This is a genomic window from Luteimonas qiangzhengi, from assembly GCF_039548515.1.
In the GTDB taxonomy this organism is placed as follows: domain Bacteria; phylum Pseudomonadota; class Gammaproteobacteria; order Xanthomonadales; family Xanthomonadaceae; genus Luteimonas.
The window spans coordinates 178,761-204,264 of sequence record NZ_JBCLVE010000010.1 but is presented as its reverse complement, the minus strand read 5'-3'; the positions used below and the strand labels follow the sequence as shown (position 1 = coordinate 204,264).

At 65.6% G+C, this 25,504-nt stretch carries 20 protein-coding genes and 2 pseudogenes; 7 read left to right on the top strand and 15 right to left on the bottom strand.

The genetic code is table 11. From position 1 onward, the window contains the following. Positions 1–2 precede the first annotated feature (2 nt). The 6 genes from WCE59_RS09525 to WCE59_RS09500 form a co-directional block, all read right to left on the bottom strand. Positions 3–956: a DUF6708 domain-containing protein gene (locus tag WCE59_RS09525; RefSeq protein ID WP_343258519.1), complete on the bottom strand. Its 954-nt coding sequence runs from the start codon at positions 954–956 to the stop codon at positions 3–5. Next, positions 956–3,544: a T6SS effector BTH_I2691 family protein gene (locus tag WCE59_RS09520; RefSeq protein ID WP_343258518.1), complete on the bottom strand. Its 2,589-nt coding sequence runs from the start codon at positions 3,542–3,544 to the stop codon at positions 956–958. The genes WCE59_RS09525 and WCE59_RS09520 overlap by 1 nt, the downstream gene beginning before the upstream one ends. After that, positions 3,541–4,419, bottom strand: a complete 879-nt coding sequence (locus WCE59_RS09515) for a DUF4123 domain-containing protein (protein ID WP_343258517.1) — start codon at positions 4,417–4,419, stop codon at positions 3,541–3,543. Before WCE59_RS09515 ends, WCE59_RS09520 begins: the two co-directional genes overlap by 4 nt. Then, complete coding sequence (locus WCE59_RS09510; RefSeq protein WP_343258516.1) at positions 4,416–7,208, bottom strand: type VI secretion system Vgr family protein; 2,793 nt, start codon at positions 7,206–7,208, stop codon at positions 4,416–4,418. The genes WCE59_RS09515 and WCE59_RS09510 overlap by 4 nt, the downstream gene beginning before the upstream one ends. Before the next feature lie 78 nt (positions 7,209–7,286). Next, complete coding sequence (locus tag WCE59_RS09505; RefSeq protein ID WP_343258515.1) at positions 7,287–9,176, bottom strand: M48 family metallopeptidase; 1,890 nt, start codon at positions 9,174–9,176, stop codon at positions 7,287–7,289. A gap of 23 nt (positions 9,177–9,199) precedes the next feature. Next, positions 9,200–9,802 (bottom strand): LemA family protein, encoded by a 603-nt coding sequence (locus WCE59_RS09500; RefSeq protein ID WP_343258513.1) that lies wholly within the window; start codon positions 9,800–9,802, stop codon positions 9,200–9,202. Positions 9,803–9,884: 82 nt separating this feature from the next. Between WCE59_RS09500 and WCE59_RS09495 the strand changes: the two genes are divergently transcribed. Continuing rightward, positions 9,885–11,291, top strand: coding sequence for a serine hydrolase domain-containing protein (locus WCE59_RS09495; RefSeq protein ID WP_343258512.1), 1,407 nt, complete (start codon positions 9,885–9,887; stop codon positions 11,289–11,291). A 91-nt stretch (positions 11,292–11,382) separates the two neighbouring features. Here the strand turns inward: WCE59_RS09495 and WCE59_RS09490 are convergent, their stop codons facing one another. Then, entirely contained in the window at positions 11,383–12,120 is a 738-nt protein-coding gene (locus tag WCE59_RS09490) for a hypothetical protein (RefSeq protein WP_343258511.1), read from the bottom strand. Between the two features lie 137 nt (positions 12,121–12,257). On the opposite strand from WCE59_RS09490, the gene WCE59_RS09485 reads away from it, so the two are divergent. Next, on the top strand, positions 12,258–12,821 hold the full coding sequence (locus tag WCE59_RS09485) for a hypothetical protein (protein WP_343258510.1): 564 nt from the start codon (positions 12,258–12,260) through the stop codon (positions 12,819–12,821). A 10-nt stretch (positions 12,822–12,831) separates the two neighbouring features. On the opposite strand, the gene gcvH is transcribed toward WCE59_RS09485, so the two are convergent. From gcvH to hemP, 7 genes are all read right to left on the bottom strand, one after another. Beyond that, on the bottom strand, positions 12,832–13,218 hold the full coding sequence (gene gcvH, locus WCE59_RS09480) for a glycine cleavage system protein GcvH (RefSeq protein ID WP_343258509.1): 387 nt from the start codon (positions 13,216–13,218) through the stop codon (positions 12,832–12,834). Between the two features lie 88 nt (positions 13,219–13,306). Continuing rightward, positions 13,307–14,413, bottom strand: a complete 1,107-nt coding sequence (gene gcvT, locus WCE59_RS09475) for a glycine cleavage system aminomethyltransferase GcvT (protein WP_343258508.1) — start codon at positions 14,411–14,413, stop codon at positions 13,307–13,309. 51 nt (positions 14,414–14,464) lie between these two features. Next, the gene (locus tag WCE59_RS09470; RefSeq protein WP_343258507.1) at positions 14,465–14,914 is read right to left on the bottom strand and encodes an NfeD family protein; all 450 of its coding nucleotides are present in this window, start codon (positions 14,912–14,914) and stop codon (positions 14,465–14,467) included. 2 nt (positions 14,915–14,916) lie between these two features. Continuing rightward, complete coding sequence (locus WCE59_RS09465) at positions 14,917–15,876, bottom strand: SPFH domain-containing protein (protein ID WP_343258506.1); 960 nt, start codon at positions 15,874–15,876, stop codon at positions 14,917–14,919. Positions 15,877–16,002: 126 nt separating this feature from the next. Then, the gene (locus WCE59_RS09460) at positions 16,003–16,947 is read right to left on the bottom strand and encodes a DUF6607 family protein (RefSeq protein WP_343258505.1); all 945 of its coding nucleotides are present in this window, start codon (positions 16,945–16,947) and stop codon (positions 16,003–16,005) included. A 35-nt stretch (positions 16,948–16,982) separates the two neighbouring features. After that, the gene (locus WCE59_RS09455) at positions 16,983–19,214 is read right to left on the bottom strand and encodes a TonB-dependent hemoglobin/transferrin/lactoferrin family receptor (RefSeq protein WP_449284140.1); all 2,232 of its coding nucleotides are present in this window, start codon (positions 19,212–19,214) and stop codon (positions 16,983–16,985) included. A 100-nt stretch (positions 19,215–19,314) separates the two neighbouring features. Further along, positions 19,315–19,521 (bottom strand): hemin uptake protein HemP, encoded by a 207-nt coding sequence (gene hemP / locus WCE59_RS09450; protein ID WP_343258503.1) that lies wholly within the window; start codon positions 19,519–19,521, stop codon positions 19,315–19,317. A 122-nt stretch (positions 19,522–19,643) separates the two neighbouring features. Between hemP and WCE59_RS09445 the strand changes: the two genes are divergently transcribed. From WCE59_RS09445 to dusB, 5 genes and pseudogenes are all read left to right on the top strand, one after another. Then, positions 19,644–20,777, top strand: a complete 1,134-nt coding sequence (locus tag WCE59_RS09445; protein WP_343258502.1) for a GGDEF domain-containing protein — start codon at positions 19,644–19,646, stop codon at positions 20,775–20,777. A gap of 87 nt (positions 20,778–20,864) precedes the next feature. Then, positions 20,865–21,053: pseudogene (locus tag WCE59_RS09440) on the top strand (Na+ dependent nucleoside transporter N-terminal domain-containing protein); the annotation flags it as partial. Positions 21,054–21,179: 126 nt separating this feature from the next. Beyond that, a pseudogene (locus WCE59_RS09435) lies at positions 21,180–22,364 on the top strand (NupC/NupG family nucleoside CNT transporter); the annotation flags it as partial. A gap of 14 nt (positions 22,365–22,378) precedes the next feature. After that, positions 22,379–23,359 (top strand): ribokinase, encoded by a 981-nt coding sequence (locus WCE59_RS09430; RefSeq protein WP_343258501.1) that lies wholly within the window; start codon positions 22,379–22,381, stop codon positions 23,357–23,359. 72 nt (positions 23,360–23,431) lie between these two features. Next, positions 23,432–24,430: a tRNA dihydrouridine synthase DusB gene (gene dusB, locus WCE59_RS09425; protein WP_343258500.1), complete on the top strand. Its 999-nt coding sequence runs from the start codon at positions 23,432–23,434 to the stop codon at positions 24,428–24,430. Here dusB and WCE59_RS09420 read toward each other — a convergent pair. After that, positions 24,376–25,479 carry a metal-dependent hydrolase gene (locus WCE59_RS09420; RefSeq protein WP_343258499.1) on the bottom strand — a complete coding sequence of 368 codons (1,104 nt, stop codon included), beginning with the start codon at positions 25,477–25,479 and terminating at the stop codon, positions 24,376–24,378. The two genes, dusB and WCE59_RS09420, sit on opposite strands and share 55 nt — an antisense overlap. Positions 25,480–25,504: the final 25 nt, after the last annotated feature.

Below are 25,504 nucleotides of genomic sequence, written 5' to 3'. Positions count from 1 at the left end.
CGTCAGCGCAGCTCCGGTGGGTTGATCCGGGAATCGATGTCGTAGGGATCATTGGGGGAAACTTTGTTCACCGCCTCGATCTCCTCCGGCCAGCGTGGCATTTTGCTGGTGCGCATGACCACCCACCGAACCAGTGACTGCAGGAAGAAGAATGGCCACAGGACGAATCGGATCGCATCTGCGATGGGATGATCATGACGAAGCTCTGACATGATCACCTCGTATCCGGACCGGAATGATTCACGCTTGCCATCCACGGGCATCGCGTTCCGGACGTAGCTGGCCACCGACTCCGGACCTTCGGCCATGTAGCGACGGAAGAACTCCCAGTGCCTGTGGAGCAGTTGCAGACCAACGGGATCGACATCCCCACTCATGCCCAGCGCGAAGGTCTCCAGAACCGTCTCCCGATCCTCGGCCAGCACATGGCCGTGGATGTGCCAGAACCGGAAATAGCTGAAGTCGTAGTCCAGGGTGAAGTAGAGATCGGCCCACGGCACGCTCAACACGCTGCCGTCCTTGCGGAACACGTGCACCATCTGAGTCTTGTGGTTGAGGCGGATGGGGTAGTGCGTGTAGCCACGCCATTCGACACGGCCGAACCATATCAAACCAAGGCCAAACGAAAAGAGAACTGCACCCGCGACTACCCCAAAGGCCACATATTCCCCCGGGGAACGGATGTGCGCGGGCGGATTCATAGAAGAGATGAAAAACGCCGCTCCAAAACCAAAAACCATGGTGGAAAAAGCCAGCACCATCAAGGACAATAATCCTTTCCCTTGAAAATATTTATCCACAACCTCTAGATAGGTCGAGTTGACTTTAACAATAACTATGTCCGGATAAGGGCTTAGATCCAGACGCTCACCTTGAGCCAAATGATACTTACGATCCTGTTTCGTCAATAGCCGGTTAACCGGATATTTTTTAATTAACCCAGTGTAACCGGCCATCAAACCGTCCTCAGGGCAAGCTTGTACTCTTCCATTTCAACGTCAAGACCTTGATATTTCTGCCCATCATCCAAGCATCCCCACAGGCAACGCTTTAGCCAGTCATGACCGGCACTATCGGATGCCCACAGAATAAAAACAGATGCCAAAATAAGCGCCACGAACGCGATGACTCCGATAAAAACAGCAGTGGCTACAATGGCAAACGCCAAGACCGCCCCAGAAACTCCGGATATTAGATAAGCTCCGGCGAGGGCGGAATTACCTTCTTTGCGCTCCTCCCAAGCCCGCCTGAAATCCAGAAACGCCATCACCACACCCGCCACCACACCCACGGCCCTTCCGCCTGCCCTCATGACCGTCCACAATCTCACGTGCCTAGCGTATCGCAGACTCCGATCACTCATGTTATCCAGCGCCGTCCCGGCGGCCTCAACAGCCCCCGCAACTGAACCGGTCGCAGTCGCAGCAAAGCGAGTCCATGATTCCACCCGTTGATGGCGCATGCCGGTCGTGGCATCCCGATATAGCTGGAACAAAGCAAGGGACGACAGAAGACTCGCGCCGACACCCGTCCTCACGCTGGTGTCCATGGTCGTGCGCCAACCGAGCAATCTTGTCTCCAGGAAATTACCCCGCTTAGCGCTCAATTGCGCACGGGTAATCAAATTTCCGTCCCGCTGCAGGCCAATGAACCCCGTGGTGATCTTCTGTCTGGAGTTGACGCCGTAGATCTGCAGCCGACGCAGCTCTGAGCGCACCGCACTGGACCCTTTGCGAAAACCGAGTTCGCGCTGGAATGTGAGCATCACGGAACGCACGATCTGGTCGCTGGAGCCCTCTATGGGCACCCACTCCAGGGGCAAGTCTGCCACCATGCCCCAGGCCGCCAAACCGTACAGCCTGGGCGCACCATCGACGACCTTGGATATCGTTTTTGCGGCCGGGGCCAACGTCTCGCGCACTAGAAGAGCCATGAACGCGTCCAGCGTATCCGCCCCAAGCTGCTTGGATGCCTCGCCATACAACGAGAAGAGTTTGTCCCACGGCAGCTTCGCGGCCTTTAGATTGCCGGTGGATTCAGCGGTCGCAGCCACCTCGGCTGCGATCCGGTCCTGATTGAGGGAAAACGCCCGCAGCAGCAGGTTGTCGCGATCCCGAGGGGATGCCTCAAACCACTCTTCGTACAACTTTGCCTGCGGCTCCTTGTCGGTGGTGCCGACGATGCATGACAGCACCGCTCCCAAGTAACCAGCGCCACTTTGAATGTCATCCGGGTCGTGGTTGCAGTTCAGGTGTGCCTGCAATTTCTCGCCCTTCAGCAGGGCGACATGCGCATCCGTCAGCGGCTTGAGCACCACCGCATCAAGCACCTTGAGTTCCGCTTCGTGGCTTTCCTGCCACGCCCCTCGCTGGTCTTCAGCGTATTTCTCGAGGTACCCGCCATTTTTCCACGCCCCCCTCCGGATATTGGCCAGGTCCGCAGGCTTCAGCTCCAGCCCCTCGGTTGCCATGGCGCCGACACCGGGACCGCCACGCATTTCCGCGTAGGCGGAGAGGTCGGCCTGAGCGCTACTCACCGCATCTGCGGCTTTCAGCTCCGCCTGGTGTTCCACGGAATCGCGCAGCTGCTGAATTGCCGCCGAGACCGCCATCGGACGGATGCGGCCGGGTTCATGCAGAAAATTTTCCAGCCGCCAGTTCATCAGCGCGGCCAGTTCGGCCGCAACGCCCACGGGATCATCAAGCGCCACCATCAACGGCGGCGGATCCGGCGCCGGGTCATCCGGCTGGCTGCCCCACAACACGCCCGTGAAGTGCGCTCTCGACCCGTTCCCAATGGAATAAGGCGAGAACTCGAATGAGACCGGAGAGCGCACCGCCTGAACTGCGGCCATGGCGCCCGCGCCGACCCAGGTTTTGTTGGCCTGCGCTTCCTCGTTGTCGTAGTACTGGTGATCCTGCCGGCCCAGCGAGTATTCCGGAAGCTGTTCCAGCACATCCGAGAGCGGACGCACGTGGGGCTGGACAGCATCCCCGCCGCTATTGATCCACGCAGAAGCGTCGATACAGCGCATGTGCTTTTGTCGATATGAATCGACGTCATATCGCGCCTTCACCGCAGGCGTCCACCGAGTCTGGCTGAACGCCATCCAGACTTTTGTTGCGTTCCCTGCGTTTTGGATCTGGATGCAGTTTGCAAGTGCCAGCGACGCATTCCGACTGCATCTGGCTGCGTCATCCGGACTTTCGCTGGCCAGCGGTCCGTCGTCGATTTCAAATCGATCAAGGCGGCCCGCATCATTCACTTCATACCCGGCCCATTCTTCGGTCGCTTCCTCGTATACGTACAGATATCCGCCTCGCAGCTGGCGAAGCGTGTACAGCGCGCTTCCGGTTCCCAGCTCGGGGTAAGCCGAAGCTTCAAAGGGAGCCACGAGCCGGGGAGCGCGCTCCTCATCGGGCACGTCGTCCCCCGCCCACGCCACGCCATAACGCAACGGCATGATCGGCAGCCCGATTACCGTACAGGCGGGGCAACGGTGTGGCTTGTCCGCAGTCCCTGCCTGCCCTGATGAAGTGTTCATGCGTGCTCCTCCTTGTGCACAGCGCTCGCGCGCGCCCATTGTTGCAACTCGGCATGCCCCAGGCTTGCCAGCCCGGCTGCCAGCGTCTGCCGCCCTTCGGCCGCGGCGCTCAGGGCACGCGCTGCAACCGGGTGGGTGATCCAGGTTTCACCGTGTCGCGCCGTCATTGCAGCGAAGCGGGACAGGTCGGTTGCTTCAGCCAAGCCACTTGCTGCGGCACGGATGAGCTGGGCATCAACAAGCTCAACCAGGTTTCTCAACGATTGGCCCAACGGCGGCGTACGTCCCGACTCCTTCAGGGTACGGTTGACCAGGGGCTGGCGTTCAAGCCGATCCCATTGTTCCTTGTTGAGCCTCAACCGCCGCGGCCCCGAGACGGACGGACATTTCAGCCGGTGCCAGTTGGCGTCCCTGGGTTCGTACCAGGCCCAGCCCTGCACCTGCCCCATCAGACATCCAATCTGATCCTGGTCCAGCCACCACGCCAGCGCACTGAACACCCTCGGATCATGGAAGCGAAGCCACACCGTCTGACCCGTAGGCGCATCCAGCAGCATCCTGCTACCGAGGCTGGCCGCCAGGGATCGGGTTTCGGCAGGGCTCGCAAGCAGGGCGCAGAACATCGGCTGGCCGGCTTCCACGCACTGGCGGTCGTTGCGCTTGAGCAGCTCGACCTGCTGGTCAGCATTGAGCGCCGCCAACGGCAGCAGCCGGGGCACGAGGTGGGGCTGTGCGTCGAACGCCGGCGCGCGCAGGGGCACGACCGGCAGGTCCTGCCACCGCTCTTCACGCACCCGCACCGGATTGATCAGCGCGAAGTCGTGGCCGAACAGTTCCCGGTAACCCAGGTCGTGGAGTCGCTCCAGTGCCATCATCCGCCCATTGGCACCGTGGCAGCGCCGTCTGCTTCGGCTTGACGCGCGGTGTAGTCGCAGAACTTCGGTTCGGCCTCTCCGAACAACGGCACCTGCCCGCTGGCCGCCTTCGGCGTCGTCAGTTCACGCTTCGATGCCTTGAACTCGACCCTGCCCGGCGCTCCCAGCTCGATGTCGCCGCCCTCAAGCTTCAGGTAAGCCCCCTGCGCCGCCAGCAGCACGTGCTTGTTCGGGGCGGCGATCTCCACGTCGGCCTGGGTGCTGGCGATAGTGACGCTCTGCTTGGCCGCCACCTTCGCCTCGTTCCTGTGGGCTCTTGCGCTCACCTTGCCCTGCGCGGCATGCAGGGCGATGCCGGTTTCCTGGTTGGGTTTGCCGGCCGGTGCGTCGCTGCCCTGGGTGAACAGGGCGATGCCGCCGCCGGCGGCGATCACCGTCTCGCCTTGGCTGGCCCAGTCCAGGTCGCTGCCGGCCACCAATGTGGTCTGCGTTCCAGAGACCCAGGCCTGGTCGGCCGGGGTCAGGGTCATCACGCCGTCGGGGCTGGAGGCCAGCAGGTGTGGGGCGGCCCAGGCGGGTACTTCGCCCTCGCCGCCACCAATTGCCGTGTCGCCCTCGCCACCTGCTGCGCTGCCCTGGAGGGTGGCGCGCAGGTGCTCCTGCACGTCTTGCAGGGACTGCTGGGCCGGCAGGGTTTCAGGGTCTTCAGGCAACGTGGCCTCTTGGCTCGCGGCGGTATCCCCCAGTGCCTGCAGCAGCTGCTCACCTTCGGTCAGCTGGGACAGCGCACCGCCTGCGGCCAGCTGCTGTGTGCCCGGCTCGGTGGTCAGCAGCAGGCCGCTACCGGCACGGATCGCGCCGCTGGCTTGGGTAGATAATTCGGTACCGAAGCCGCGTTCGGCCCCGCGTACGTTGTCCTGTCCACCCTTCAGGTGACCCAGCGTCAGGGTGGTGGCGTGCTGGGTAGTTGCGGCCTGCGCGCGCCCCTGCCCCGGCGTGTCGTCAAGCCGCAGCAGCTGGTAACCGCCGCCGCCGTCCTGACTGTTGGCGAGCGCCTGGCTCTTGAAACCGGTGTAGACGGCCGCGTGGTCGTTGCCGTCGAACCAGGCCGCTGCGTTGCCGGTGGCTCCCGCTCCGCCGCCGGCCAGCTGGTTGTGCTGGGCGTCTTCCTGACCGCGACCGTTGTAGACGGTGCCGATCACCACCGGACGGTCGATATCCCCTTCCAGGAAGGCCACCAGCACTTCCTGGCCTTTGCGCGGCACCGCCACACCGCCCCAGTTGTCGCCGGCCCAGGGCGTGGCTACCCGGACCCAGGTCCACGCGCCGCCATCGCCGGGCGCGTTGTCGTCGCCACCCGGATGTGCGGTGCCGCTGCTCGCATCCGCGCCGCGCTGCCAAGGGAATTGCACTTTGATCCGGTGGTCGCGGTCGGTCAGCAGGGGCCCCCCGTCGCTCACCACGATGGCGCTCTGGGTGCCATGCACGGTGGGCTTTGGGTGCAGCCGGATGCCATGACCGTCCGCAGTGGTGGGCCGATAGGCGACGTCAGCAGGAATCACCGTGAAGCGGTTGCGATAGAAATCCGTCTCGACCCCTGTTTCCAGTAGCCCGCGCCCGACACCGATGTTGTCCACTGACAGTCCCGCCGGCAGGTCTGCGTCGGCCATGGCCACCGCACCCAGCGTCTGCTCCAGCGCATCGTGCACCTGGGCGTCGAGGTTGTTGCGGGCCCGGTGGATCACTTCCAGGCACACGAACTCCCGCACTTCGCTGTCACGCGAGGCATGGTGCTGGGTCAACTCGAACGACTGTCCGGTTGCCATCCGGCGCCACGTGCCCTGCCCATTGATGACGTGCGAGCGCACCTGCAGCGCTTCCACCTGTCGCCGGGCGCGCAGCTCGCCCTGGGCGCCATCTACCCAGGCATAAGGACCGGCAGTGTCCTGATCGACCGGCATCACGCTCCCATGTGCCTGCCCATCGGCCGAGGCCGGGCGCAGGCTACGGCTGCGATAGTCCCAGCTGGCGCGCTCAATGCGCCCGGTCTGCAGCCGACGCGTACGCGACCACTGCTGGATCGAATCCTCGCGTTCGGTGGCATCGGCACGGTGGAAACGCACCGCTCCGCCGTCGGCAAACGCCTCGGAGTGATCACACAGCACCAGGGTGTGGCTGCCCAGCGTGGCGTCATCCGCGGCACCGGCATGCTCGAACCAGTAGAAGATGCCCTCGTCCGCCAGCAGCCGGTGCAGAAAGGCGAAGTCGCTCTCTTCGTACTGGGTGGTCAGGCTGCGCTTTCGGTACAGCGCGCGATCGGCCAGCTCCCATCGCCAGGCCGGTGCCAATGCACCGGCCTGGGCGTAGTCGGCAAGCAGGTCTTCGACGATCTCGATCACCGTCATGTCCTGGAAGGCGTAGCTGTCAAAGCGTTGGCCGAGAAACGCCAGCCACGGCTCCACCACCAGGCGGTAGCGCGCCAGGCCGCCGTTGCTTCCGAGCACTTCGCAGTCGGTGACGTGGCCGTGGAACGGACGAAGGTCGGCCCGGGAGTCCGCCGTCAGCAGCTCCACCAGCACCGGCTGGCCGATCAGGTCGTCCAGCGACAGGTGCGCGTCAACCGACAGCGCGGTCAGTTCAAGGCGGAAGCCGCCCTGATCGAATGATTCGCGTGCCAGCAGGGTTTCGGCAACCAGAACGTCGCCGCCCAGCGGGGTGTGCAGTCGCAACAGCCGGTCATGCTGGCCCGGGGTGGCCAGCGCCGCCATCGCGATGGCGAGTACGTCCATGTCGTGCTCCTTGATGATCCATCATCAAACGCCCGGACAGCCGAGTATGCCGCAAGGTCGGCCGGGCTCAAAGTACCGTCATTGCTGTTCAAGCATGGGCGGCAGCGGACAGTGCAGCACGCCGCAGATCGTGCGCAGCAGTTCGGCTTCGGCCACCGTGACCCGGCCATCGTGCATGGCGGCCGCGGTGAGCGCCTCCACCATCAGCTGCTTGGCCAAAGGATCCAGTCGATCCAGCGGATCCCACACGTCATCCAGCGCCAGCACGCCGCGTGCCGGTGGTTCGTAGGGCACGTGATCGCGCGGCAGGACCCGCTGCAGGCCGGCGAGGTAGGCGCGCCGGGCCTCGTCCGGATCGCGGTGGCCGGCCTGGGCCACAACTGCCAGCAGGATCGAGAACTCCCGCTTCACCGCCACCGGCTTGCGCCGGCCGAAGCGCGCATGCGCGGCCGGGTTGAGCGATTCACGCACCTGGGTTTCCAGCAGCTGGCCCAGGCAGTATTCGAACAGGGACACGTGGTTGTCGGTATGGACCGCCGCGTGGACCGTATCCAGGAAGGATTCCAGCTCCGGCCGCGGCCGCAGGCGCAGCACCGGGAACGCCAGCGCGGCCAGCGGCAGCCGGTGCATCGGATGCAGGGCCAGCAGCGGACCGGCGCGCAGCGATTCGGCGGCCTCGGCCATGGGCGCACCCAGCCGGGCCTCGATTTCGCTGTGCTGATGGCCGCGCACCGTGGCGTCCTCATCGTCCAGCAGCAGGCCCAGCAGCAGCGGCATCACCGAATCACGGTGCCGGGCCAGCTCACGCAGCTCGGCGGGCATGGTCGAAACGATGGTGTCCGCCCGCCGGTAATCGTCGTCGCGCGGGTTGGCCACCTGGGCGGCAACCATCGGCGGGGTCACGTCGAGTTCGATACGCGCATCCGGCAGCAGCGACTCTCCACTCGGGGCCAGGCCCATCTGCAGGTCCTCCTGCAGGCCGTTGGGCGGTGCACTGAACCACTGTTTCTGCAGCCGCTCCAGCTGCTCGGACCGGAACCCCGGCTCCAGCGCCTGGATGCGCTGCAGGATCGGCGGATGGGTGGCGAACAGCCCGGACAGTCCCACGCCGTCGCCGAACAGCATGTGGCTGACTTCCTCCACTTCGCCGCGCTGGGCGAATTGCGACCCTTCCTGCACGCCGGCAATCTTCTTCAGCGCGCCGGCAATGCCGCTGGTCTGACGGGTGAACTGCACCGCCGAAGCATCGGCCAGCACCTCGCGCGAGCGGCTCACTCCGGCCTTGATCATGCGTCCGAAGAAAATTCCGATGTAGCCGATCACGATTGCCGCCAGCGCCGCGATCAGGACCACGGCGGCGCCGCGTTCACGTGAACGACCGCCGTACAGCATGATCTTGCGGCCAATCAGGCCCAGCATGAGGATGCCGAACAGTACGCCCATCAGACGGATGTTCAGGCGCATGTCGCCGTTGAGAATATGGCTGTATTCGTGGGCGATCACGCCCTGCAGCTCGTCGCGGTTGAGCTTGTCCAGCGCACCGCGTGTGACCGCCACCGCTGCGTCCGAGGGCGAGTAGCCGGCGGCGAAGGCGTTGATTCCCGCCTCGTTCTCCATCACGTAGATCTTCGGCACCGGCACGCCGGAGGCGATCGACATCTCCTCCACCACGTTGCGCAGCCGGCGCAGGTGCGGATCCAGCGTGTCTTCGGCCACTGGTACGCCGCCCATCTGGGTGGCCACCGCGCCACCGCCGCTGCCGAGCGAGGAGATCCGGAACAGCGACCCCAGCCCGATGATGCCGCCGGTGATGATCGCCGTGCCGGCCAGCGCGGCCGGATCGGGACCAACGACCAGGGCGACTGCCACGCAGGCTGCCACCACTATTCCCACCACTGCCAGCGCAAACAGCACGACCAGCCGCGTGGTGTTGCGGCGTGCCTGGTTCTGGCGTTCGAAGAAGTTCATGGATGAGCCGGCGTGACGACTCGTCAGAACTGCACCTTCGGCGCCTCGCGCACCTCGGCGCGGTCGGCCGGGATCTCAAGCAGCGCTGCCGGGGCGAAATTGAACATGCCCGCAACCACACTGGAAGGAAACACCTCGCGCTTGTTGTTGTAGGCCATCACCGAATCGTTGAAAGCCTGACGGGAGAAGGCAACCCGGTTCTCGGTGCTGGTCAGCTCTTCGGTCAGCTGCATCATGTTCTGGTTGGCTTTCAGGTCCGGATAGGCCTCGGCCACCATCATCAGCCGGCCCAGCACGCCGTTGAGCTGGCCCTGGGTGGCGGCAAGCGTGGCCATGGCTTCCGGATCGCCCGGGTTGGCCTTGGCCGCCGCCAGTCCCGACTGCGCGGCGGTACGCGCGGCAGTCACGGCCTCCAGCGTCTCGCGCTCATGGCCCATGTAGGCGCGCGCGGTCTCCACCAGATTGGGGATCAGGTCGAATCGGCGCTGCAGCTGCACGTCGATCTGGGCAAACGCGTTCTTGAAGGCGTTGCGGGCAGTGACCAGGCCGTTGTAGATGCCCACACCCCACAGGACAACCACTGCGACCGCGCCAAGCAATACCAGGATAATCAACGTACTACCCATCAAAGCTCCCCTTATTCATGCAAACGGTTTTTGACGCGCTTATGATCGTTCTGCAGGCAAGCATACGCAGGGGATAGACCCGATGAAAGTGAAGACACGCCGGGACCGTTGGCCAGCCCTTTCGGCCTGGCAGCTGGGACTGATTGGCATGTTGATGCCGCTCGCGCTTGGCACCGCAGCGCAGACGCCGGTGGAGAGCGTCGCGTTTCCTGAAACCATGTCGGCCTTCCCCGCTCCAACCGATGGCCGGCCCACGCAGATGCCGCCGCCTGAAGAGCGCCTGCCGCTGGCCGAAGGTTTCGACGTACGCGAGTTCGAAGCCATGGCCGACGCCCTGGTCGAGGGCCAGCGCGTCCCGGGCCTGGCGATGGCCATCGTCCACAACGGACAGGTATTGAGCGCGCGCGGCTACGGCATTACCGACGTCAAGGCGGCCGAGCCGGTGGATGCCCATACCGTGTTCCGCCTGGCTTCGCTGTCCAAGTCGTTTGCCGGCACCGTCGCCGGCATGCTGGTGTCCGAGGGCGCGATGCGCTGGGACAGCCGCGTGGTGGATTACCTGCCCGGCCTGCGCATGTCCAACCCCGAAGCCGCCGGGAAGATCACCGTAGCCGATGTGCTCAGCCACCGCGTCGGCCTCGGCCGGCATACCTATGACCGCGACATCGAACGCGGCGCCGAGTACAACGCCCTGGTACAGCAGCTGTCGCAGGCTCCGATGACCTGCGAGCCGGGCGACTGCTATGGCTATCAGAACGTTGCCTTCAGCCTGGTGGGCGATGTGGTGTTCGCCACCTCGGGCCAGTTCTTCAGCGAAGCGGTCTCGCGCCGGCTGTTCAAGCCGCTGGGCATGCACGATGCCAGCTATGGCCTGGACGGGATCCAGAACAGTCCGCGCTGGGCCAAACCGCACGTGCGCGCAGGCCGCGGCTGGACCTCTCTCACGCCCAAGCCCACCTATTACCGGGTGGCTCCGGCAGCGGGCGTCAACGCCAGCATTTCAGACATGGCCCAGTGGCTGATTGCCCACATGGGCTACCGGCCCGATGTGCTCCCGGCACCGCTGCTGTCCACCCTGCACGCGCCCATCGTTGGCACCCCGGGTGAAATGCGCGGGCGCAGCGGCTCCTGGCGCCAGCAGCGACTCAACGCCGCGGGCTACGGCCTGGGCTGGCGGATCTATGATTATTCGGGGCACCGCATGGTGTTCCATGGCGGTGCGGTGCAGGGTTATCGCGGGGCGATGGCGATCCTGCCGGAGCGCGACATTGGCGTGGTGATCCTGTGGAACAGCGGCAGCTCGCTGCCTTCGGGCCTGATGCCGACCATCCTCGATCGCGCCATCGGTCTGTCCAACCAGCGCTGGCTGGCGGTCGACTACGACTACGATCCGGACGCCGATGCCGATACGGACACCCGCTACGGCAGCGAAGATGCGCAGTCTGAGGGCGGCGCTTCCGCCACCGTGTCACACGCCCAGCCTTACTGATCGCTCACCACTGATCGATTGCCCATAAAAAAGCTCCCTCTCCGCCTGGTCTTGCGGAGAGGGAGCTTGAGCGCGTCTCGCCCGTGCGCCCTTACATCAGGGGCTTGGGCGCATCCTGGATCACGCGCGGCGGCACCACCTTCTTGGCGGCGCGAGCCGGCCCGGCCTTCTTCACTGCCTTCCTGGCGACTTTTTTGGCAACTTTCTTGGCGACCTTCGTGGTCGCCTTTTTAGCTGTGGCCTTCTTGGCTACCTTCTTCGTCGCTTTCTTGGTCGCCTTCTTGGCTGCGGTCTTGCTGGCGGCCTTCTTCGTTGCAGTCTTTTTGGCAACCTTCCTGGTGGCTTTTTTGACCGCTGCCTTCTTGGCTACCTTCTTGGTTGCAGCTTTCTTTGCGACCTTCTTGGTGGCCTTCTTGACGGCTGCTTTCCTGGCTACCTTTTTGGCTACCGCCTTCTTAGCTACTTTCTTTGTGGCTTTCTTGACGGCTGCTTTCTTGGCGACCTTCTTTGTCGCTGCCTTTTTGGTGGCCTTCTTTGTCGCTGCCTTTTTGGTGGCCTTCTTCGCTACTTTTTTTGCCACGGCTTTCTTGGCGACCTTCTTCGTCGCCTTCTTGGCCGCAACCTTCTTGGCTGAGGCCTTCTTCGCAACCTTCTTCGCAGCGCTCTTCTTGGCTACAGCCTTCTTGACCACTTTCTTTGCTGCAGTCTTCTTCGCGACCTTCTTGGCAACCTTGCTGGCGGTCTTCTTGGCGACCGCACTCTTCGTCGTTACTTTCCTGGCCGCCTTTTTGGTGGCGGCGCGCTTCTTTGCAGCTTTCTTCGTGGCCATGTGTTGGCTCTCCTCGTCGTTGAACTTCGCGTTGCTACCTGTCGGCCCAGTTGCTGGGTGCCTTGGCACTGACTGCGACAATCCGGCTTGCGCATGCGGAATGAAAAACACCCGCAGCGGGATACGCCACGGGTGCGATGTTGATCGGGGAATGGCTGTTGCCGGAGGCGAAGCCTGCTACCACCGACTTGTCGCTGATGGCGGAAGGTCTGACTGTCCCGGCTTCGTTCGCGTTGATGCCTGTCACTCGTCTGTTGCAGCCATTGCCTGCTTGGGCGAAACCTAATCATGGCAATTTAGACTGTCAACACCCGCAAACATCAACGCTGCTGAAAGACGGGCGGCCAAGGCATGCACAAGGCCCCCGCGGTGATTGCATGCTGGCCATGCCACCTGGTCACACCATCAGCACACTCGACGAAGACACATCACGAAAGACCTGTTTACAAGGTGTTTTGAAGCCTCCCGCCTTTGTCATCATCAACGCTGACCGACGCTTTGGCAGTGCGCGACGCCGTGCTTACGTCGATGACATGTACGCACCTTGCCGGTTGCCATGCGGTCACGTTCAACATGCCGTTCCTGCATTGCACAAGGCGGTTTGCGCCGCAAATGCGCAAACCCCGAACACACAAATGCCGGCACTTGGCCGGCATTCGCATTGGCTTTGCCAGGCAGCCTCATCAGCTGCCTGGCGTTGACGACTGCTGCTCAGTCGTCCAGCTGGGCGGTGTAGGCATCCGGATCAAGCATCTCCTTGATCGGGTCCAGGTTGTCCGCCTCGACCACGAAGATCCAGCCTTTGCCGAAGGCGTCCTCGTTGATGGTCTCGGGCGTGTCGGAAAGATCTTCGTTGACTGCCACGATGGTGCCGGACACCGGCGTGTAGATATCGGAAGCGGCCTTGACCGACTCCACTACGGCGACGGTGCTGCCTGCCTCGACGGTGTCGCCAACTTCGGGCAGGTCGACATACACCAGATCACCCAGCGATTCCTGTGCGTGCTCTGAAATGCCAACCGTGACCTTGCCGCCTTCTTCGACGCGTGCCCACTCGTGGGACTTGAGGAATTTAAGATCGCCTGGGATCTCGCTCATGGTTGGCTCCGGATCGGTTTGTGTGTGGGAAAAGGAACGGGTCTAGTGTAGCCCCGCGCCGCCGTACGGGGCAGCGGGAGCGCGTGCATTACTGCTCGATGCCGGGCTGCACCTTGCCTTCACGCACGAACGGAAAACGCACGGTGCGCACCGGCACTTCACGCCCGCGCAGGTCCACGCGCACCTGCCCCGGCTCACCAGCGGGCACGCGCGCAAAGGCGATGGCCTTGCCGATGGTGGGTGAGAACGTGCCGGACAGGATCTGCCCCTCGCCTGCATCGGTCAGCACGCGCTGGCCATGGCGGAGCACACCGCGATCGTCCATCACCAGGCCGATCAGCTGCTGCGGCACGCCCTGCGCCTGCTGCGCCTCGAGCGCCTTGCGGCCAATGAAATCACGCCCTTCATCCAGCGAAACGGTCCAGCCGAGCCCGGCCACGTACGGGGTTACATCCTCGTCCATGTCCTGGCCGTAGAGGTTCATGCCGGCCTCCAGTCGCAGCGTGTCCCGGGCAGCCAGGCCAGCCGGCTTCACCCCGGCTTCCACCAGTGCGTTCCAGAACGCCACTGCGTCGGCGTCGGGCAGCATCACTTCAAAGCCGTCCTCGCCGGTATAGCCGGTGCGGGCGATGAACATGCGCGCGCCGCTGAGCGCCGTGGCTTCAATCGCGGCGAAACGGCCCAGCACGGTAATGGCCTCGCGGTCGGCCTCGGCCAGCAGGCCAATGACCGCATCACGTGCCTGCGGACCCTGCACGGCGATCACCGCCAGCTCGGTGCGCTCGCGCACTTCCACGTCAAAGTCCCGCACCTGCGTGCCGATCCAGGCCAGGTCCTTGTCGCGGGTACCGGCGTTGGCAACCATCCGGTAGCGGTTGTCGTCCAACAGGTACACGATCACGTCGTCGATCACCCCGCCCTGCTCGTTGAGCATGCAGGTGTACAGCGCGCGCCCGGGCTTCTTCAGCTTGTTGATCGAGTTGGCAAACAGGCGCTCCAGAAATTCGCGCGCCTGGGGGCCGAACACGTCGATCACCGCCATGTGGCTCACGTCGAACATGCCGGCCGCACGACGCACCTGATGGTGCTCTTCGATCTGCGAGCCGTAGTTGAGCGGCATGTCCCAACCGCCGAAGTCGACCATTTTCGCGCCCTGGGCGCGGTGGGTTTCGTTGAGGACGGTCTTGCGGAGCATGGCGCACCTGTTGTTGTGTGGGCGGAGCTCCGCATTATCCCAGATACGGCCCTAGTTGGCGGCCGTCGGCCCCGCCGGCTCCACGTGCAGGCTCACCCCATCGGTACCCACCACGCGCACGGTCGCGCCCGCGGCCATGTCCGTGCCTTCCACCACCCAGAACGCATCACCGATCTTGACCCTGCCGCGGCCCGCGACGATGGCCGTCTCCAGCGCCACCACCCGGCCCACGTGCTGGGCAGCGCGCCGGTTGAGCGTGGGCCGGTCGCTTTCGCGCGCCCGGTGCCGGAACCACTTCCTGTAGATCTGGATCGAGACAAAGCTCAGCACCACGAAGGCGGCTACCTGGGCCAGCAGGGGAATGCCCGGCACCGCCAGCACCGCCACGAACAGCGCGGCAGCGGCAAAGCCCATCCACAGCATGAAAGCGCCCGGCGCCAAGGCCTCGGCGGCGAACAGCAGCAGCGCCACCGCGCCCCAGACCACCACCTCCCAGCGCACGGTCAGCCTTCCCGCCGCGTGGCAACCCGCGCCTGGGTCGCATCCTGCTGCTTGCCCAGCGCCTCGCGCGCGATCTCGGCAACACCGGCGATCGAGCCGATGAGCCCCGTCGCCTCCATCGGCATCAGCACGAACTTCTGGTTGGGCGCAGTGGCCAGCTTCTCGAACGCTTCCACGTACTTCTGGGCAATGAAGTAGTTGATCGCCTGCACATCACCCTGGGCGATCGCGTCGGACACCAGCTGCGTGGCCTTGGCCTCGGCTTCGGCCAGGCGCTCACGGGCCTCGGCTTCGCGGAAGGCGGATTCCTTCTCGCCTTCCGCCTCGAGGATTGCCGCCTGCTTCTCACCTTCGGCGCGCAGGATTTCGGACTGACGGTGGCCTTCAGCCTCAAGGATCACCGCACGGCGCTCGCGCTCGGCCTTCATCTGCCTGGCCATCGAATCCACCAGGTCGCGCGGCGGCTGGATGTCGCGGATTTCAATGCGGGTGACCTTGATGCCCCAGGGATTGGTGGCGTGATCCACCACGTCCAGCAGCTGGGCGTTGATCTTTTCGCGGTTGGAGAGCGACTCATCCAGATCCATCGAACCGATCACCGTACGGATATTGGTCTGCACCAGGGCAATCGTGGCGATTTCCAGGTTGGCCACCTCGTAGGCCGCCTTGGCCGCGTCCAGCGCCTGGAAAAACACCACCCCGTCCACCCGCACCACTGCGTTGTCCTTGGTGATCACGTCCTGGCTGGGAACGTCCAGCACCTGTTCCATCATGTTGATCTTGCGGCCGACCCCATAAACCACCGGCACCAGGAAATGCAGCCCGGGAGTCATGGTGTGGGTGTATTTCCCAAAGCGTTCCACGGTCCACTCATAACCCTGCGGCACCATGCGCACCGTTTTGAACAACACAATGACGCCGGCCACCAACAGCACCACCGCCAGGAATCCTGTCGCTCCCATCAGACCTCTCCATTTCCCCCCGCCGGCTCGGCGGTCGAAGAAAAGTATGGTTGTTCTCCTGGGCGATGGAAAGCGCGACGCAAGGAACGCGTGGGTCATGTACTGACCCACGCGACCGTCGCTCTATCAACCAACGGGCTCCACCCATTCAACGAACGCCGCATCGATCTCGGCGTCGCTGACCTGTTCGCCCTCCTCCACGCGCCCGGCCTGCTCGAACAGCGGCATGATCAGCTCCATGCCGTCGACCCCGGTCTTCAGGCGCATGCCCGGTCCCTGCCACAGCAGCGCGTCCCAGCGTTCGCGCACCCGGGCCCAGTAGCCGGCGGTGGCGTCCCAGTAGGCGTAGGCGGGGGCGAACTCAAGCTCACCGGTGCGGATGTAGTCGTTGAAGCCGACCTCGCGTGCGATCGTGCGCTCGGTGCTGCCGTCGGCCCGCCGCACCACCTTGGTGTTGTCCTGCTCGTGGGTCCAGCCACCGGCGACGATGGTGTGGCGGTTCTCCACGTTGAGCGCGTTGTAGTCGTTGCGCTTGGTGTACTCGCGGCGCGGCAGCGGACGCCAGGTGCGATCAGAAGTCCAGGTGGCCACCCCGTAACGGTGGTTCCAGCGCCCGGTGCCGCAGTAGCGCGGCGCGTCGTTGACCTCGTAGACGCACTGGGTCCAGGCGCCCTTCGTGACTTCAGCCGGGATGTCGCGCACCTGCCAGGTCAGCTCGTCGGTGAACTCCCACCGCTGCGGCGCCTCGTAGATCCAGTCCTGGCGCCAGTGCTTGGTCACGTGTCCGGTCGGCTGGTGCACCAGGATGTGCTGCAGCACGACCTTGCCGGGCGAGTCCTCGACCACGATCACCACCTCGTCGCCGCCGCTGCGCTGCGGCTCCATGCGCTCGTAGCCTTCTGCCAGGAGCACGGTTTCATCGAACATGAAGTCCACCGTGTATTCGCCTTGCATGGCAAGAATGGCCTCGCGGTCGCGCTGCGGATCGGACGGCAGGGGTTCGGAGGCGGCGGCGACGCCGCAGGACAGCAGTGCCAGCAGTGCCAGCTTGAAAAGCAGTTCCGGTTTCATTGGCAGGGTTCTCGTCTGGATGGGTTGCGGAAGAATCAAAGCTCCACCGAAAGGCTGACCGCGACGCTGCGGCCGGGGGAGGTGTAGCGGTCCAGCACGCCGCTGGTGGCAACGGCCAGCGGAAGGTCTCCGGCCGCCCAGTACCTGCGGTCGGCGAGATTGCGTACGCCGGCGTTCACCCGCAGGCCCGGGCCGAAGTCCCAGTGCGCATACAGGTCGAACACGGCGTGGCCGGGGGTGCGGTACAGCTCGGGGTCGGACACGCGGTCCTTGCTGGCCACAAAGCGGCCAGCCAGCTCTGCGCCCCAGCCAGCGGCGTCATATGCCACGCCGAGAGTGGCGGTGCGCGGGTCCACCGAGTCCAGCGGGACGCCGGCGGTACGGTCCTCGCCGCGCGACCACGCCGCCGCGCCGCGCAGCGACCACCCCTGCCAAGCCGGCGACAGCGCGCCCAGGTCCACACCCGCCTTCAGCTCTGCGCCGCGGATGCGCGCCTCGGACACATTTTGCGACTGGAACACCATCAGGCCCTGGCCGTTGAAGCCGACGAAGCGCAGCGACTCGATGAAATCCTCGTAGCGGTTGTAATATCCGGTCAGCCCCGCGTACACCGCCTCGCCTGCGTAACGCACGCCGGCTTCGAGCCCGTCGCTGGTCTCCGGCCGCAGGTCCGGATTGGCGATCGCGGTGTAGCCGAACATGACGTTGGTAAAGCCGATATTGACGTCGCTGTAGGGCGGCGCCCGGAAACCGCCCGCGTAGCCGCCGAACAGCGACCAGCCGCCGTCGAACTTCCACACCGCGCCAAGCTTGGGCGAGACCTGGGTCCGGGTGAGGTCGCTCACCGCCACGCCCGGGTTGTCTTCGGCAAAGATGTCGTCCCGCTCCGGCCGCAGCTCGTAGCGGTCCACCCGCAGCCCCGGCACCAGCCGGAAGCCGCCGTCGCCGATTGCAATCTCGTCCTGGGCGTAGAGCGCGTACGTGGTCGTCGTGCTGACCGGGAAGTCACGCACCGGGAACACGTCGGGCAGCATCGCGTTGCTGGTGGCGCCGGTGGCCAGGTTGGTCACCAGCCCGTCGCGCTTCTGCCGGGTGCGGGTGCGCGAGGCGTCGATGCCCCAAGTCAGCGCGTGGCGCGCGCCGCCGGTGGCGAACGACTTGTACAGGTTGGCCTGCAGCCCGTACGCACGCTGATCGAAGTTGAAGCTGCGGTCGCGCCGCTCGTGCACGCCGGCGGCGGTGCGCCGCTCCTCGAACGTATCCTGGGTGGTCTCGCTGTCCTGGCGATAGAACGTCCAGTCCAGCGCATCGGCGAATCTCGCGCCCAGCGCGTCCACCTCGTGGACAAGAGCCACGCGGGCGCGGGTCTGGTGGTCATCGGCGCGCACGTCCAGGTTGTCCGCGCCGGTGAGGCCCTGCACTCCGCGCATGCTCAGCATGTCGGTGTCGGCGCTGTCCTCGTTGCCCTCCACGGTGAGCCGGAAGCGCTGGCCGGCGGCCGGTTCGAATACCAGCTTGCCAAGCACGCTGCGCCCGTCGCGGCGCTGCGGATTGGGCACGGTGCGGGCGGCGCCGATGCCGTCGTTGTCGCCCATGTTCTCCGCTTCGCGGCCCTGGCGGTGGCCCACGGCCAGCAGGCCTGACCAGCGCTCGCCGCCCAGGGCCGCGGTGGCGCCGGCGAACAGGCCGTCCCAGTCGCTCTCCAGGCCCAGCTTGAAGCCGAAGTGGGCATCCCTGCCCGGCCGCAGGTAGTCCGCGGGATCCCTGGTCACGAACGACACCACCCCGCCCAGCGCGTCCGAGCCGTACAGCGAACTGCCGGGCCCGCGCACCACCTCGATCCGCTTGAGCGTGCCCAGGTCGACGAAGTTGCGGTTGGCGTTGGAGAAGCTGCCGATGTCGAAGGCATCGGGCACCGGCACGCCGTCGGTGAGGATGCGCACGCGGTTGCCGCCCAGGCCGCGGATGCGGATGTCGCCGATGCCGAAGCGGCCGTAGGAGGCGGTGACGGTCACCCCGGGTTCGTAGCGGAACAGGTCCTTGAGATCGCGCACGAGCAGCTCGTCCATCCGCTCCCGCTCGATCACGTCGACCGTATTGGGCACGTCGACGATGGCGCGCGCGGTGCGGGTGGCGGTCACCACCACCCGGTGGAAATCGGTGGCCACGGGGGCCGTCCCCGGGTCGGCCCCGGATCCAGGTTCAACGGCAGCGGCGGTCGCAGACAGGACCGCACAAAAGGCAAGGAACAGACAACTCGGACGCATTGCAGGCTCGCATGGATCGATCGCGGGCGGCAGCTGGCGTCCGGGGAGACCGGAGGGCGGGCGGGCCTTGGAATCGGAGCACCGGATCGGTGCCCCGCGGTTACTTGGTCAGGATCAACTTGTCGTTACGGGTGTGGCGCAAGCGGTAGCACTCGCCGCCATGGCGGATGAGCACTTCGCGCTGGCCCTGCAGCAGACGGGCGCTGTCCAGCTCGGACGCGCCCGGGGCGGAGGGGGAAGGGCTGCGCGCGTCGATTCCGGTGGAGCCGGAACCCGGATTTTCGTCACATGAGGGGACGGAAAGCATCGGACAGTTCCAGTTGGCCAGGGCGAGTGATGTTAATGATTCTCATTTGCCTGTCAACCCGTGTGCTGACACCGGATCGCGTCGCGCTATGCTCGGCGAGGGGAAAGGGAGCTGCATCGGGCATGCGCGATCTGGGCAAAGCGCCATCCAGGATCATCAGCGAGCTGCTGGCACGACCGGACCAGCTCGCGCTGGAAATGGGCGCCGATGGTGAACTGCTGGTGGCCCGCGTGCGGGCGGTCGGGTGTGCGATTGCCCTGCTGCTTCCTGTCCTGCTGCTGCTTGGCGGCGGCACCGTGCGCGAAGCGATGATCGGCCTGACCTCCGCGCTGGTGGCCAACATTTTCGCCCAGGTGTGGCTGGCCCTGGCCCGCAATGCCCGGCGGCACCGCTGGCTGCCCCTGGCCAGCAGCATCTGGGATGTCACCGCCACCAGCTGCGTCCTGGCCGCTCTTGCCTTCAACGACCCGGTGGCTGGCACCGGCAGCCTGGTGGTGTGGTGTTTCTATGTCATTGCGATCCTGCTCACCGCGCTGCGCCATGACGGCCGCCTGACGCTGTACATCGGCGCCCTGGCCACGGTGCAGTACGCGCTGTTGGCCGCAGTGATCCTTGCCGTGACCCCGGCCGAGCTGCTGGTGTCGGTGGATTACGGCACGGCGTCCATCGGAGACCAGATGCAGCGGGTGGTCCTGCTGCTTTTGGTGACTGTGGTGACCGCCACCATCGTCTACCGCATGCAGCGACTGGTGCAGATGTCCGGGCGTGACGGGCTGACCGGGCTGCCAAACCGCGCGTGGCTGCTGCAGAGCATGCCGCGGATCTTTGAATCAACACGCAGTAGTGGCGCTTCACTGACCCTTGCACTGCTGGATCTGGACAGTTTCCGCCGCATCAACGACGACGCCGGGCACCAGAGCGGCGACCGCGCGATCCGCCAGGTGGCCGCACAGCTGGAGCAGATGCTGGAGGAGAACGAGCATCTGGCCCGGATTGGCGGCCAGGAGTTCGTGCTGCTGCTCGCCTCACCGATCGGCAGCGCATGGGAGCGGCTGGACCGCACCCGGCTTCTGCTCAATGAACGCCCATTCCTGTCCGGACGGGGTACAGACCCGCACCGGCTCGCGTTCAGCGCAGGGCTGGCGGCCTGGCCCCAGGACGGCGACTCCACCTCAACCCTGCTGCGTTCTGCGGACCGGCGGCTGCAGCAGGCCAAACAGGCCGGACGCAACCGGGTCGTGGCCCGCGATGGCTGAATTCCGGCCTTTCCGGCCAAGGTCGATATTGCCGTGCCGCCCTCCCTCGCCTAACCTGCCTGATTGACTGCGTGCCCAGGGGCAACGATGGAAGGTTTGATGCGGGTCGGTTTCGGCCTGGTGGGGCTGGCTGTGCTGGTGGGAATCACCTGGCTGTTCTCCGACAACAAGCGTCGCGTGTCCTGGTCGCTGGTGGGCACCGGACTGGTGCTGCAGATCGTGTTCGCCACCCTGGTTCTGCTGGGTGACCGGTTCCTCGGCTGGCTGGGTTCGGTCAGCCCGGCGCTGTTGCAGTGGCTGCCGCGGCTGGCGGTTGCGGGCTGGGTGATCACCGCGCTGCTGATCGTGATGGCATCCATCACCCGCCGTACTGGTGGCGCTCCCGAGCGGGTGGAGCGCATCACAACCACCGCCCTGCCGGTCGCCGCACTGGCCACGGTACTGACAGCGCCCTACTTCGGCGCGGTGATCGGGGCGATTTCCCGCGGCTTCGTCGGCCTGCTGGCGTTCACCGGCGAGGGTGCCAGCTTCATCTTCGGTGATTTCACCGACACCTCGCGCTTCGGCTTCATTTTCGCCTTCCAGGTGCTGCCCACGATCATCTTCTTCGCCAGCCTGATGAGCGTGCTCTACCACGTGGGCATCATGCAGAAGATCGTGGAGGCCATGTCCTGGGGCATGACCCGGCTGATGCGGGTGTCCGGCGCGGAGACGCTGGCGGTGAGTGCCAACACGTTTGTCGGCCAGACCGAAGCGCCGCTGGTGATCCGCCCCTACGTGCCGCAGATGACCCAGTCCGAGCTGCTCACCGTGATGGTGTCGGGCATGGCCACCATCGCCGGCGGGGTGCTGGGCGCCTTCGTGATCCTGCTCGGCGGGGACGACCCGGTGCAGCAGGCCTACTTCGCCCGCCACCTGATCACCGCCAGCGTGATGGCGGCACCGGCCACCATCGTGATCGCCAAGATCCTCAAGCCCGAAACCGAAACCCCATTGACCATGGGTTCGGTGCGGGTCGAGGTGGAGCACAGCACCGCAAACGTGATCGACGCCGCCGCCACCGGCGCCGCCGAGGGCCTGAAGCTGGCCTTGAACGTGGGCGCGATGCTGCTGGCGTTCATTGCCCTGATTGCCCTGTTCAACTGGCCGCTGGTGTGGCTGGGACAGGCCACCGGTCTGGAGGAACTGCTGGGTCGGCCAACCGACCTGTCCGCGCTGCTGGGTGTCCTGCTGTCGCCGCTGGCCTGGGTCATCGGCGTGCCGTGGCAGGAGGCCTCCACCGTGGGCGGGCTGATCGGCACGAAAGTGGTGCTCAACGAATTTGTCGCCTACGTGCAGCTGAGCGAGATCATCCGCGGCAACGTGGATGGCGTGAGCCTGGGGCCGCAGGGAACCCTGATCGCCACCTACGCGCTGTGCGGCTTCGCCAACTTCAGCTCGATCGCGATCCAGATCGGTGGCATTGGCGGCATCGCGCCCACCCGCCGCGCCGAGCTGGCCAAGTTAGGTCTGCGCGCGGTGCTCGGCGGCTCCATCGTGACCATGATGACCGCCACCATTGCCGGCGTTCTGACCAATCTGGCCTGAGCTTGCCTGATTCCATGAGCAGCGCCCGCGTCGCCGTCGTCGGCTCCTTCAATGTCGATCACGTCTGGCATGCGCCGCGCCTGCCGCGGCCGGGCGAGACCCTGGCCGGTGAATACGCCACCGGACCAGGCGGCAAGGGGTTCAACCAGGCGGTGGCGGCGCGACGCGCAGGGGCGGAAACCAGCTTCATCTGCGCCCTGGGCGACGATGCCGGCGGGGCCTTGGCCAGGGAATTGGCTGCAACCGACGGGATCGACCTGCACGTGCTGCTGGCCGACGCGCCCACCGGCACCGCCGGAATCTATACCGATGCCGCGGGTCGCAACTCGATCGTGATCGGCCCGGGCGCCAACGCCGCGCTGGATGCGGCATTTGTACAAGCGCAGGAAGCTGCTCTGCGTGCCGCGCGCGTGGTACTTGCCCAGCTTGAATCCCCGCCCGCGTCGATACTCGCGGCCCTGCAGTCGGTCCGCGCAGGTGGCGGCATGGCCATGCTCAACCCGGCGCCCGCCAATGCCCCGGTGGGCGCAGAACTTCTGGCCGCTTCCGACCTCATCACCCCCAACGAAACCGAGTTCTCCGCCCTGCTGCAGGCCCACAGCCATGGCGCGGTTGATCCGACCAGCATCGCCGGGCTGCAGCCCGAGGCCCTGCATGCCCTGTGCCGGGCCCTGCTGCCGCATGGCAGCGTGGTGGTGACCCTGGGCGAGATGGGCGCTTTCGTTTCGCATCCGCCGGACCGCTTGCTCGGCGACGTCGACAGCCACTACCGGGTGCCGGCCGAGCGCGTCGCCACCGTGGACACCACCGGTGCCGGTGACGCTTTCAACGGATCGCTGGCCGCGGGACTGGCCAGCGGCGACGGGCAGCCGTTTGCCCGCCACGTGCGCTTTGCCGCCTGTTTCGCGGCCCTGTCCACGGAGTGCGCTGGCGCCGCAGCCTCCATGCCTACGGCTGGGCAGGTGCGGCAACGCTTCCAGATCCACGCCAACTGACCGGACCTCTACGGCCCGCGGCTTTCCAGATCACGGCCGGCGGCGCGCAGCGGGATCGGCGACAATTCCACCATGCAGATTGGAAGCCACCGCATTGCACCCCGGCTGATCCTCGCGCCGATGGCGGGGGTCACCGACAAGCCGTTCCGGCAGCTGTGCAAGCAGCTGGGCGCCGGGCTGGCGGTGTCGGAAATGACCACCAGCGATCCGAGCCTGTGGCATACGGAGAAATCCCTGCGACGCATGGACCACGCCGGCGAACCGGATCCGGTAAGCGTGCAGATCGCTGGCACCGTGCCGCAGGTGATGGCGGATGCGGCCCGGCACAACGCCGATCAGGGCGCGCAGATCATCGACATCAACATGGGCTGTCCGGCCAAGAAGGTGTGCAGCGCCTGGGCCGGTTCGGCGCTGATGCGCGATGAGGCGCTGGTGGCCAGCATCCTGGAGGCCGTGGTGGCCGCCGTGGATGTGCCGGTGACGCTGAAGATCCGTACCGGATGGGATGCGGAGCATCGCAACGCGCCGCGGATCGCCCGCATCGCCCAGGACAGCGGCATCGCCGCCTTGGCGGTGCACGGACGCACCCGCGACCAGCACTACAAGGGCGAGGCCGAATACGCCACCATTGCCGCGATCAAGCAGGACCTTTCCATCCCGGTGATCGCCAATGGCGACATCGACTCGGCGGAAAAGGCCGCCCACGTGCTGCGTGCCACCGGCGCCGACGCGCTGATGATTGGCCGCGCCGCCCAGGGCCGGCCGTGGATCTTCCGCGGGATCGCCCATTACCTGGCCACCGGCGAACACCTGCCCGAGCCATCATTGCCGGAAGTGCGCGACGTGCTGATCGGGCACCTGCAGGCCCTGCACACCTTCTACGGAGAACATTCCGGCGTCCGGATCGCCCGCAAGCACCTGGGCTGGTATGCCAAGGACCGCCCGGAGAACCGTGCCTTCCGCGCGGTGGTCAACCAGGCCGAAACCGCGGACGCGCAGATCCGCCTGACCCGCGACTATTTCGACGCGCTGGCGGCCGGAGTCGCTCCGGGACTGTCGGCGGCTGCCTGAGCTTCCGGCGGCGTCTGCACGTTCCGCGCCATCGCGGGATCGGATGTGTCCGGGGCATTCCAGATCCGCTCCCACAGCCCGGCGAGCCCTCCCTGTGGCAGCTGCATGGGCAGCTGTTCGGGGTCGATGACGCGCCAATCGCCGCCATCGCGCTCGGCAACGATGAAGGTGAAGCTGTAGTCCGGCTCGGCCCCCATGCGCAGGTCGCTCAGCAGCAGACGGTCATCTTCAACCCGCGCCTTCATGAAGCCATGGTTGAACCACGCCAGTCGCTGGACATCGGCAAGCCCGGCGGCGGCCGCCAGCGCGCTGTTGTCGGAGGGGTAATGGTGGAAGGTGATCGGGCCGCTGTCGGCGACCAGCGAGCGCTCGCCTTCAACGAAGCCCTCCGGGGTCAGCGCCACCACCCGCCACAGCAGCGTGTTGAGCGGCATCGGCACGGAGAACCGCGGCGCATCCTGCAGGCCGATCGCCGCCAGTGAGCGCTCGGCTTCGCGTTCCACCATGCCTTTGGCCAGCAGCGACCAGCCGAGATACACCGTACTCAAGGCCAGACCCAGCACCAGCGCCCGCTGTCCCAGCGCGCGTGGCCCTGCGTACAGCGCCAGCGCGCTGCCCAGCAGCAGCCACAGCGAATAGGCGGGATCGATGATGAACACCGTTGACCACATCACCGGCCGCATCGGCAGCGGCCACAGCAACTGGGTGCCGTAGACGGTGAACGCATCCAGCAGTGGATGGGTCACCAGGGCCAGCAGGATGGCCAAAAACCAGCGTCCGGGCGCCAGTGCCACGCGACCACCCCGGCGGCGGAAGAACCACCAGATCGCCCATGCCACCAGCGGCAGCACCAGCAGCGAATGGCTGACGCCCCGATGCAACGTCATCAGGGCGATCGGGTTGTCGGTCAGCAACAGCAGGGGCAGCGTATCCAGATCGGGCAGCGTGCCCAGCACCGCGCCCGCACCCATCGCCGCCCGGCGATGGGTGGCCGGCACCATCGCGCCGGCCACCGATGCGCCAAGCAATATCTGGGTCAGGGAATCCATCGTTTAAATGTAGGGCGGCACCCGC